Origin of the sequence: Lentzea sp. NBRC 102530 (assembly GCF_030269365.1) — a bacterium.
Classification (GTDB): Bacteria; Actinomycetota; Actinomycetes; order Mycobacteriales; family Pseudonocardiaceae; genus Lentzea.
In genome coordinates, this window is record NZ_BSTF01000022.1 from 118056 (window position 1) to 127714 (window position 9659).

At 69.5% G+C, this 9659-nt stretch carries 12 protein-coding genes and 1 pseudogene; 6 read left to right on the forward strand and 7 right to left on the reverse strand.

All coding sequences use genetic code 11. The features are described from left to right. The first annotated feature begins 27 nt into the window (after positions 1 to 27). The 4 genes from QSK25_RS40045 (at position 28) to QSK25_RS40060 (ending at position 3167) form a co-directional block, all read left to right on the forward strand. Positions 28 to 810 carry an IclR family transcriptional regulator gene (locus QSK25_RS40045; protein ID WP_285646360.1) on the forward strand — a complete coding sequence of 261 codons (783 nt, stop codon included), beginning with the start codon at positions 28 to 30 and terminating at the stop codon, positions 808 to 810. Between the two features lie 77 nt (positions 811 to 887). After that, positions 888 to 2393: a flavin-containing monooxygenase gene (locus QSK25_RS40050; RefSeq protein ID WP_285646362.1), complete on the forward strand. Its 1506-nt coding sequence runs from the start codon at positions 888 to 890 to the stop codon at positions 2391 to 2393. Continuing rightward, complete coding sequence (locus tag QSK25_RS40055) at positions 2353 to 2811, forward strand: cupin domain-containing protein (RefSeq protein WP_285646364.1); 459 nt, start codon at positions 2353 to 2355, stop codon at positions 2809 to 2811. Before QSK25_RS40050 ends, QSK25_RS40055 begins: the two co-directional genes overlap by 41 nt. Then, positions 2808 to 3167, forward strand: coding sequence for a nuclear transport factor 2 family protein (locus QSK25_RS40060; protein WP_285646366.1), 360 nt, complete (start codon positions 2808 to 2810; stop codon positions 3165 to 3167). The genes QSK25_RS40055 and QSK25_RS40060 overlap by 4 nt, the downstream gene beginning before the upstream one ends. A gap of 33 nt (positions 3168 to 3200) precedes the next feature. Here the strand turns inward: QSK25_RS40060 and QSK25_RS40065 are convergent, their stop codons facing one another. From QSK25_RS40065 to QSK25_RS40085, 5 genes are all read right to left on the reverse strand, one after another. After that, positions 3201 to 4997 (reverse strand): FAD-dependent monooxygenase, encoded by a 1797-nt coding sequence (locus QSK25_RS40065; protein ID WP_285646368.1) that lies wholly within the window; start codon positions 4995 to 4997, stop codon positions 3201 to 3203. A gap of 3 nt (positions 4998 to 5000) precedes the next feature. Continuing rightward, the gene (locus QSK25_RS40070; RefSeq protein ID WP_285646370.1) at positions 5001 to 5363 is read right to left on the reverse strand and encodes a putative quinol monooxygenase; all 363 of its coding nucleotides are present in this window, start codon (positions 5361 to 5363) and stop codon (positions 5001 to 5003) included. A gap of 193 nt (positions 5364 to 5556) precedes the next feature. Further along, on the reverse strand, positions 5557 to 6585 hold the full coding sequence (locus tag QSK25_RS40075) for a 6-phosphofructokinase (protein ID WP_285646390.1): 1029 nt from the start codon (positions 6583 to 6585) through the stop codon (positions 5557 to 5559). Between the two features lie 76 nt (positions 6586 to 6661). Next, on the reverse strand, positions 6662 to 7174 hold the full coding sequence (locus tag QSK25_RS40080; protein WP_285646372.1) for a polyadenylate-specific 3'-exoribonuclease AS: 513 nt from the start codon (positions 7172 to 7174) through the stop codon (positions 6662 to 6664). A 21-nt stretch (positions 7175 to 7195) separates the two neighbouring features. Next, positions 7196 to 7930 carry a lysophospholipid acyltransferase family protein gene (locus QSK25_RS40085; RefSeq protein WP_285646374.1) on the reverse strand — a complete coding sequence of 245 codons (735 nt, stop codon included), beginning with the start codon at positions 7928 to 7930 and terminating at the stop codon, positions 7196 to 7198. Between the two features lie 181 nt (positions 7931 to 8111). Here QSK25_RS40085 and QSK25_RS40090 point away from each other — a divergent pair, with 181 nt between their 5' ends. Continuing rightward, entirely contained in the window at positions 8112 to 8624 is a 513-nt protein-coding gene (locus tag QSK25_RS40090; protein ID WP_285646376.1) for a hypothetical protein, read from the forward strand. Between the two features lie 309 nt (positions 8625 to 8933). Here the strand turns inward: QSK25_RS40090 and QSK25_RS40095 are convergent, their stop codons facing one another. Beyond that, positions 8934 to 9152 (reverse strand): hypervirulence associated TUDOR domain-containing protein, encoded by a 219-nt coding sequence (locus QSK25_RS40095; RefSeq protein ID WP_285646378.1) that lies wholly within the window; start codon positions 9150 to 9152, stop codon positions 8934 to 8936. A gap of 51 nt (positions 9153 to 9203) precedes the next feature. On the opposite strand from QSK25_RS40095, the gene QSK25_RS40100 reads away from it, so the two are divergent. Continuing rightward, positions 9204 to 9536, forward strand: coding sequence for a DUF3140 domain-containing protein (locus tag QSK25_RS40100; RefSeq protein ID WP_285646381.1), 333 nt, complete (start codon positions 9204 to 9206; stop codon positions 9534 to 9536). Between the two features lie 19 nt (positions 9537 to 9555). Here the strand turns inward: QSK25_RS40100 and QSK25_RS40105 are convergent. After that, positions 9556 to 9659, reverse strand: a pseudogene (locus QSK25_RS40105) (IS982 family transposase); the annotation flags it as partial.

Consider the following 9659-nt stretch of genomic DNA (forward strand, 5'->3'; position numbering starts at 1 on the left):
TCGCCGTGTGCGAATGGTCGACCAAGGATGAGTCCCAGTCACCGGGACTCCCAGTCAGGCGAGCCGAGCGGTTCACTCGAACGCGCGGCGGCGATCCTCGACGCGTTCGACGTGACGCACCGCGAACTCGGCCTCGCCGAACTGGTGCGCAGGTCCGGCCTTCCGCGCTCGACGGTGCACCGCACGGCGGGGCGCATGATCGAGCTCGGCTGGCTCGACAAGCCGGGCGACCGCTACCGGATCAGCACGGGCCTGTTCAAGCTCTCCAGCCTCGTGCCCGTGCGCCACGAGCTGCGCGAAGCCGTGCTGCCGTTCCTGCAGGACCTCTACGCCGCGGCCCGCGTGACGGTGCAGCTCGGCGTGCTGGACGGCACCCGCGTGCTGGTCGTGGACAAGATCACCGGACACCGGCCGATGCCGATGCTCGACCAGGTCGGCGGCGTCATCCCGGCGCATTGCTCGGGACTGGGCCGCGCGATGCTCGCCTACTCCGACCCGTCCACTGTGGACGCGGTGATCGCCGCCGGTCTGGAACGCCGCACGCCGCGCACGATCACCAGCCCGACGACGTTGCGCCGTGAGCTCGCGGCGATCCCGGACCGGGGCTGGGCCTACGACCGCGAGGAGGGCATCGTCGGCATCAGCTGCATCGCCGCGCCCATCTTCAGCGCGGGTGGCGGGGTTGCGGCGGCGTTGTCGGTGACCGGGCCGAGCGCGGCGGTGCGCCCGGAACGGATCGGCCCGGCCGTGCGGATGGCTGCCGCGGCGGCGACACGCGCCTACTCGACGCGGCGCTGGGAGTCCCACTAGCCGGGACTCCCGGTTGGTCGCCGACGCGGGAGCGCTCCACAGTGTGCTCCGTCACGTCCTCACCGAGGAGGCCCAGGATGCGAGTCGCGATCATCGGCGCCGGAGTCGCCGGCCTGACCACCGCGAAGGTGTTGGTGCAGGCAGGCCACGAGGTCGAGGTCTTCGACCGGACACCGGACGTCGGCGGCGTGTGGAGCCGCACCCGGCGCTACCCCGGGCTCACCACGCAGAGCCCCAAGGCCCAGTACTCGTTCTCGGACTTCCCGATGCCGAAGGACCTGCCGGAGTGGCCGACCGGCGCGCAGGTGCAGGCGTACCTGGAGGCCTACACGTGGCACTTCGGCGTCGACGCGTGCCTGCGTCTCGAAACGACCGTGACGTCCGTGGTGCCCGTCGGCAGCGGTTGGGAACTGACCACGCACACGGGCACGACGTACCGCTACGACCGCGTGGTGGTGGCGAACGGCGTGTTCTGTGAACCGCTCGTGCCGGACTTCCCCGGACGTGACGAGTTCGAGGCGGCCGGTGGGCGGGTGCTCGCCGGCACCGAGTTCCTCGACGTCGAGGAGGCGCGCGGCAAGCACGCGCTCGTCGTCGGGTACGGCAAGTCGGCGTGCGACGTCACGGTGCCGATCAGCGGGGTCGCCGCGAGCACCGACGTCATCGCGCGGCAGTTGCTGTGGAAGGTGCCACGCAAGATCGGCGGTGTCGTGAACTTCAAGATGCTGCTGCTGACGCGCATGGGCGAGGGGCTGTTCCGCTACCGGTGGCTGCGCGGGTTCGAGAAGTTCCTGCACGGCCCGGCGAACGGGGTGCGGCGCTCGATGCTCAACTCGCTCGGATCGGTGTCGGTGAGGCAGTTCGGGCTCGCGAAGCACGACCTGGTGCCGTCCGGGCAGATGGAAGACATCGTCAAGGGCGCGATCGGCCTGGCCACCGAGGGGTTCTTCGAAGGCGTCGAGTCCGGGACGATCCGGGTGCACCGCGACCGGACCATCGCCCGGCTGAAGGCCGGCGGTGCCGAGCTCTCCGACGGCACGGTGCTGCCCGCGGACCTCGTCGTGTGCGCGACCGGGTTCACGCAAGGCGTGCCGTTCCTGCCGGACGCCGTCCAGGAGCGCCTGTTCGACGAGCGCGGGAACTTCGTGCTGTACCGGCAGATCCAGCCGATCGGCGTGCCCGGGCTCTACTTCAACGGCTACAACTCGTCGTTCTTCAGCCCGCTCAACGCGGAGCTGGCGGCGCTGTGGATCGCGGCCGACCTGGTGGGAGCGCTCTCGCTCCCGGACGCCGAGGCGCGCCGGGCGGACGTGGACGCGCAGCTGGCGTTCATGGACACCGCGACGAACCGGCACCACTGCCGCGGCACGAAGATCATCCCGTTCTCCCTGAAGAACGCCGACGAGGTGCTCGCCGACCTCGGGTTGCAGATCAGCCGCGCCACCCGCGCGGCGCACTGGCTCAACCCGGTCGCGCCCTCGGCGTACCGCGAGGTCACGCCCGCACTGCTCGCCCGGCTCAGTCGAAATGAGGTTGGAGACCATGGAAACCCCAGTGAAGCATCACGTCTACCGCAGCGGTGAGGGCACGAACGTTGGCGCGATCGGCCTGGGCATCTACACGCGGCTGACCGGAGCGGACACCAAGGGCGCCTACTCGTTGTTCGAGTACGTCGTGCCGCCGAACCTGGGTGGGCCGCCCACGCACGTCCACTCGCGTGAGGACGAGCTGTTCACGTGCGTGCAGGGCCGGGTCGTGGTCGAGCTCGACGGCGAGGAACACGTGCTGGCACAGGGGGATTCGCTGCTGATGCCGCGCGGCGTGCCGCACATGTTCCACAACCCGTTCGACGAGGAGACGCGGGTGGTGGCCGTCGTGTCGCCGCCCGGGCTGGAGAACTACTACCAGGCGTTGTCCGAGCTGCCGCCGGGGCCGCGCGACATGAAGCTGGTCGCGGAGATCATGGTGCGGCACGGTCTTTCGCTGCAGCAGAAGCCATGACGCGCGCGGACATGGTGCGGCAGATGTGCGCCGCCGTGGACTCCGGTGACGCCGAGGCGTTCGGCTCCTGGTTCGCCGCTGACGCTCGTTACGTGTTCGGCAACGACGAGCCGTTGATCGGGCGTGACGCGGTGGTGGCGGCGACCGCCGGTGCCGCCGGGGCGTTGCCGTGGGTGCGGCACGTGGTCGACCAGGTGGCCGAGGTCGGGGACCAGTTGTTCTGCCGGTTCACCATCGAGACCGAGGCACGGGACGGGAAGCAGCTCGCGTTGCCGTGCGTGACGGTGATCTGGCTGTCCGGGGACGAGATCGTGGACTACCGCGTGCACATGGACATATCGCCCGCACTGGTGTGAGTGGAGGGGCCCGGTTCGCCGGGCCCCTCCTTCTCATGCGGCTCGGACCTGCTGTGCCACCGGCCGGCGGAGGGTGCCGAGGAACCGCCGGCAGGCCTCGAAGTCGAGCTCGTCGCAGCGCCAGGCGACGTGGCCGTCCGGGCGGATCACGAACAGGGCCTGGGAATCCGGCTCGGTGAGGCCGTAGTGCTCGAACACCTGCGGCGAGTCGGCCCGGTGCACGCGGTCGTCCGTCCTGCGCTCGACGCGGGCGATCAGGTGGTGGACGACGTCGAGTCCGGCGAGCGCCTCGGTGTGCGCGCTGATCTCGTCCGTCGTGAGGTGCCTGCGGGACAACGCGACGACGTGCAGCTGGTAGTCCTGGAGCAGGTCGAACACCTGCTCGCGGTCGTTGATCCGCGCGTCCGGCACGCGCTGGCCCGCCAGCGGACCCTTGAGCGAGTAGAGCAGCTCGTTGACGTTGAGGGCGCTCGGCCGGTAGCCGAGGCTGATCTGGCTGAGCCGCTGGAACGACTTGCGGTGCGGGAGCGGCGCCGCCGACATCCGGCCGATCAGGAACGGGCCCGCGGTGTCGCGCAGCCACGCCTTGGTGCCCCTCAACCCGGCCGCGACGCGGTAGAGGCGGTCGGTGAACTTCAGCAGCCGCACGCCCGCGGGGTGTCGTTCCGCGGAGTAGGTGTCGAGCAGGTCGACGTCGTCGTTGATCGCGGTGGCGAGCTTCCAGGCGAGGTTGGCGGCGTCGTGCAGGCCGGTGTTCATGCCCTGGCCGCCCGCCGGGGAGTGGATGTGGGCGGCGTCGCCGACCAGGAACCCCCTGCCCCTGCGGTAGTCGTCGACGCCCTTGAGGTGGACCTGGTAGCGGCTCGTCCAGATCGGCGCGCTGAGGGTGACGTCGAGGTTCATCGCCTTGCGGAGCTCTTGCTGCAGGTTCTGGAGGTCGAACTCGGCCTTCGGGTCGCCGGAGTCGGTGACCATGACCCTGGACGTCTCGGCGCCGCGCAGCGGCAGGAACAGGCCGATGCGCTCGCGGTTCATGAACACCCGGAAGTGCGCGTGGTCGAGCGGCCAGTCGACCTTGCAGTCGGCGAGCAGGTAGCGCTGGCCGTACCTGTCGCCGTCGAAGCTGATGCCCAACTGCTGCCGGACGGTGCTGTGCGCGCCGTCGGCCCCGACGACGTACTGGGCGGTGATGGTGCGTTCGCCGACCTTCGCGGTGACGGCGTCCTCGGTCTGGTGCAGGTGCGTCAGCCTCGTGCCGCGGCGGACCGTGACGCCGTGCCGCGCGAGGTCCCGCAGCAGCACCTCCTCCACCTCGGACTGCGGGGCCATCAGGATGAACTGGTACGGCGTGGTCGCGGCCCTGGCACGGTCGAAGTCGAGGCCGCCGACGTGCCTTCCCCTGATGTGGAAGCGGATGCCGGTGGTGACGACGCCGCGTTCGAGGAGTTCGCCGGCCAGCCCGATGCTCCGGAACAGTTCGATCGTGCGGGCCTGGACGGCGAACGCCCTCGACTCGGTGGCCGGACCGGCGCCGGCGTCGACCACGCACACCTTGACGCCCTGGCGGACCAGCAGCGCCGCGGTCATCAGGCCGCTCGGGCCGGCGCCGACGACGAGGACGTCGCAGTCGTAGCGCGGCAGCCGTGGTCCCGCGTGTTTCGGCGGGGCGACCGACGGTTTCGGACGGGTGCGCGACTTGCCCAGGTTGACCGGGAACCCACGGCCCGGACGGGCAGTCACCTGGGGCAACGGGTTGCCGGTGAGCCTGCCCCACATCTTTCTGGTGAGCAGGAACAGGACAGTGACGAGGGCGAAGATCAGCAGGCCCACGGTCTACCTCCCCGCCGGCAGGTCGCTCACCATGCGCAGGAACTGCTGCACGAGCGGTCCCTCGACCAGTGGCTGGATCGCCCGCACGAACTCCTGCACGTACGGCTCGGCGAGGTGCTTCTCGAGGTCCTGCTTCGACCGGAACACCTCGTAGACCACGAACTGCCGCCGGTCGGCGCGGTCGCGGTGGACGTGGAACTCGATCGAGCCCTCCTCCGCGCGCAACGGCTCGACCAGTCCGAGGATCAGCGCCTCGACCTCGTCCTCGTGGCCGGCCCTGGCCTTCGCGAACCCGAGGTGCGCGTACGGGCCCGTCTCGTCGGCGTCCGGCTCGGGCAGGACCGGTGCTACTCGCGCGTCGCTCATCAGCTCTCCTGAGGCTGCTCAACGGATGGTGAATTCACCATCGCAGTCAGCAAGAGCGCGATCACAGCGCGAGTCCCACCGAGCGGGACCGTCCGGGTGCACGACCGATGTACAAGCGAAATGCCGGGCGTCGACAGTGAGTCGACACCCGGCATTCAGCGAGGCGCAATATCCGATATATCAGGCCCGGAGATCAGGCCCCGAAGAAGACCTCGGCCTCTTCGTAGCGCTCGGCCGGAACCGTCTTGAGCTCGGCCGTTGCCTCCGACAGCTTCACGCGGACGATGTCGGTGCCGCGCAGCGCGACCATGGTGCCGAAGTCACCGGCGGCGACGGCGTCGACGGCGTGCAGGCCGAAGCGGGTCGCGAGGACGCGGTCGTAGGCGGTCGGCGTGCCACCGCGCTGGATGTGGCCGAGGACGGCCGCGCGGGACTCCTTGCCGGTGCGGTCCGCGATCTCCTCCGCGAGCCACTGGCCGACGCCACCGAGGCGGACGTGACCGAAGGCGTCGCGCTCACCGGAGTGCAGCACCTCGGCGCCGCCCTCGGGGATCGCGCCCTCGGCGACGACGATGATCGGGGCGAACTCGCTCTCGAAGCGGCGCTCGACCCACTCGACGACCTTCTCGACGCTGAACGGGCGCTCCGGGACGAGGATGACGTTCGCGCCACCCGCGAGACCCGAGTGCAGCGCGATCCAGCCCGCGTGCCGGCCCATGACCTCGACGACGAGCGCACGGTGGTGCGACTCGGCCGTGGTGCGCAGGCGGTCGATCGCCTCGGTCGCGATGTGGACGGCCGTGTCGAAGCCGAACGTGTAGTCCGTGGCGCCGAGGTCGTTGTCGATCGTCTTCGGCACGCCGACGACGCCGATGCCGTCGTCCGTCAGGCGCTTCGCGACACCCAGGGTGTCCTCGCCGCCGATCGCGATGATGGCGTCGATGTTGTTCGCCGCGATGGTCTCGCGGATGCGGTCGACACCGCCCTCGACCTTGTACGGGTTGGTGCGCGACGAGCCCAGGATGGTGCCACCGCGGGTGAGGATCTCCTCGACGTCCGCGAGGCCGATCTCCTTGGTGAGGTTCTCGATCGGGCCCTGCCACCCGTTGCGGAACCCGACGATCTCCCAGCCGTGTGCCTTGATGCCCTTGCGGACCACGGCCCGGATCACGGCGTTCAGACCGGGGCAGTCACCACCGCCAGTGAGCACACCGATGCGCATCTGCTTCCCCATCTCTCGTGTTCTGTGTCACGCAGACTTTCACGAGCTGTATCGGTGCAGCAACGCGGGGTCTCACCTACCGGACAGGAAAGCCGATTTTGCGCCGCTGTTCCTCGATCACCTTCCAGCGCGCGAGGTTGTGCCGGGCGTCGGCGAGGGCGTCGTGGGCGTCCGCCGGAGGGGCGGGAAGCTTGGGGCGGCCGACGTCGTCCCAGCGTTGCCGCAGGTCACGCGTGAACCGGGGCAACGCGCGCGGCAACGCCGGCATGGCGCCCCACAGCTGCGCCAGCGCCACGTGGTCGTACGCGGCGAACCACGCCCACAGCTCGACCTCGTCGCGCGCCGCGGTGCGGGCGCCGAGGAAGTCGAGCAGGTCCTCGCGGATCCGCTCACGGCTGCGCCACGCCTTGTCCGCGGGCGAGGGCAGCTGGTTGAGGACGTTCTGCCGCACCCACGGCCCCGCGCGATCGGGGTCGAACTCGGTGGACACGGCGTAGAACTCGCGGCCTTCCTCGTCGACCACACCGATCGACACGAGGTCGATCGTCAGCCCGTCCTCGATGAACTCACAGTCGTAGAAAAACCGCACCGCGACACCCTAGGGGTGCGGTCAGCTCGCCTTCTTCTCGGGCACCCGGTCGCTCTTCCCGCCCTGTTCGGGCACGTCGGCCTGCTGCTCCTTGGCCTTGGCCGCGTAGACGTCGACGTACTCCTGGCCGGAGAGCTCCATCAACGAGTACATGATCTCGTCGGTGATGGACCGCAGCACGAACCTGTCGCCGGACAGGCCCTCGTAGCGGGAGAAGTCGAGCGGCTTGCCGATCTTGATGCGGATCGGGTGCGGCTTCCACATGCGCGAGCCGATGGGGTTGGCCTTGTCCGTGCCGAACATCGCGACCGGGATGACCGGCGCGCCGGACTCCAGCGCGATCCACGCGACGCCGACCTTGCCCTTGTAGAGCCGGGCGTCGGGCGAGCGCGTGCCCTCGGGGTAGATGCCGAGCAGCTTGCCCTCGCGCACGATCCGGACACCGGTGTCGAGCGCCCCCTGCGCGGCGGACGCGCTGGACCGGTCGATCGGCACCTGTCCGACGCCGGAGAAGAACCACTTCTGCAGCTTGCCCTTGATCCCCGTGCCGGTGAAGTACTCGATCTTCGCCGGGAAGGTGACCCGGCGCGACAGCATCAGCGGCAGGAAGAACGAGTCGGAGACGGCGAGGTGGTTGCTCGCCAGGATGGCGCCGCCGTCCTTCGGGATGTTCTCGGCGCCCTCGATGATCTTCGGCTGGAAGAACAGCCGCAAGATCGGTCCCAGGAGGACGTGCTTCATCAACCAGTACAGCACCTTGGGAAGCGCCTCCCTTAAGACCCCGCGAACCTTGATCCCGACAATCAGCCTACGGAGCCGACCGCACCTCACACAACGAGTCCCGTCTTAGTGCGTCACGCCGGGCGCTGAGCCGACTGCCGTAACCCGCAACACATCCGGCCCGTGCAACGATGTGGGGTCAGAGGGTTGCTGCTTTGTGGAGAGGCTCTGGATGAACGCCCGGCGCGACTCGACCGACGGACCGGAGAACGTCGACGAGCTCTTTGCCGAGATCGTCGCGGGTCTCGAACGGGACGGGGTCGGCAAGGACTGGCTCGACCTGGACGAGGCGAACGCGGACACCGACGACGACCCGGACGGCGGGCGCGACGGTGATCGCAGTGGACCGGACGCGCGCACGGCCGTCGCCGACGAGCCCGTGCCGGACCTCGACGACGAGCCGAAATACCGAGATCCGGCCGACGAGGACCACTACGTCCCGCCGGAGCCGCCGCCGTTCCCGGTGCTGCGGGCCTCGACGTTCGCGGCGCTCGGCCTGTTCGTGCTGGGCATCCTGCTGCTGGTGGCGCCCGGCATCTTCGGTCTCCAGTCGCGCATCGGCACGCCGCTGTCGCTGGTCGCGCTGTGCGCGGGCGTCGGCTGGCTGATCCTGCGCATGCGCAACACCCCGCCGCCGGACTCGGGCTGGGACGACGGCGCCCAGGTGTGACAGGTCACGCCGGACTGGGTAACGGCGTGATAACGGCCACTCAAACCTTCAGATAACGATTCGGTCATGCTTACCGTGGCGCTCATGGACCAGATGCAGCACCTGATGATGGCCCGCGCCATGGCGACCCTGAGCAAGAAGGACGCGGAGCGCGCCAAGCGCCGCCGCCCGCGCATCCTGCGCCTGCTCGGCCGCTAGAACCCGGTCCGGCCGCGTCCGGCCGGACGCTGTGAGCCCAGTTCTGGAGACCGTGTTCGCGGCGGGTGCGCCAACCCCGACCCTCCCGCCGCGACACTCCACCACCCGATGTCAGCTGGACCGCTTTTTCAGCGCTTCCGGCTTGTGCACGGCGTCCCGGCCGCTCTTCGCGCTCTCCACGCGGTACTGGGGTTCGTCCTCCGAGGCCTTCACCTTGCGGCCCGCTGCCTCCGTCTCCTCGGTGATCTCCTCCTTCACCTCACCGTGGGTCTTCGAACCGTGGCTCGACCACTCGACCTCATCGCCCGGCTTCAAGGGGTGCTTCGTCATGCCCGCACGGGTACCCCACCCGGACCAGTCAATCCGGCCGGGAGGACGAACGTGCGCGACGACGAGCGGAAGCAGACCCGTGACGAGTTCGGCGAGGCGGTCAACATGACCGCGGCGACGCTGGAGAAGTGGCTCGGCACCGACGAGTCGAAAGAGGTCGGTGACAAGCAGTCCGGCGAGTCGACGGGGCACGCGTCCGGGCGCAGGATCGTGTCACTGCTGCGCAAGAAGCGCGACGACCTCACCGACGCCGACCTCGAGCACATGCGCAAGGTCGTCGGCTACGTCCACCGCCACCTCGCCCAGCGGCCGGACGGCGAGGTCGACGACAGCCGCTGGCGCTACTCCCTCATGAACTGGGGCCACGACCCGCTGAAGAACTAGACGAGTAAGTCCTAACTGATCAGTGGTCGTAGGCGATCAGTGATCGGGTGATGGGCTGGCCGGTGGCGCGGTTGTGCCAGATGGCTGCGGTTAGGGCGAGCAGGCGTTGGGCGATGCGGGCGG

Coding starts and splice junctions, on each gene's coding strand:
- QSK25_RS40045 (WP_285646360.1), top strand. CDS start 28: ATGAGTCCCAGTCACCGGGACTCCCAGTCAGGCGAGCCGAGCGGTTCA.
- QSK25_RS40050 (WP_285646362.1), top strand. CDS start 888: ATGCGAGTCGCGATCATCGGCGCCGGAGTCGCCGGCCTGACCACCGCG.
- QSK25_RS40055 (WP_285646364.1), top strand. CDS start 2,353: ATGGAAACCCCAGTGAAGCATCACGTCTACCGCAGCGGTGAGGGCACG.
- QSK25_RS40060 (WP_285646366.1), top strand. CDS start 2,808: ATGACGCGCGCGGACATGGTGCGGCAGATGTGCGCCGCCGTGGACTCC.
- QSK25_RS40070 (WP_285646370.1), bottom strand. CDS start 5,363: ATGAGCGACGCGCGAGTAGCACCGGTCCTGCCCGAGCCGGACGCCGAC.
- QSK25_RS40075 (WP_285646390.1), bottom strand. CDS start 6,585: ATGCGCATCGGTGTGCTCACTGGCGGTGGTGACTGCCCCGGTCTGAAC.
- QSK25_RS40095 (WP_285646378.1), bottom strand. CDS start 9,152: ATGACGAAGCACCCCTTGAAGCCGGGCGATGAGGTCGAGTGGTCGAGC.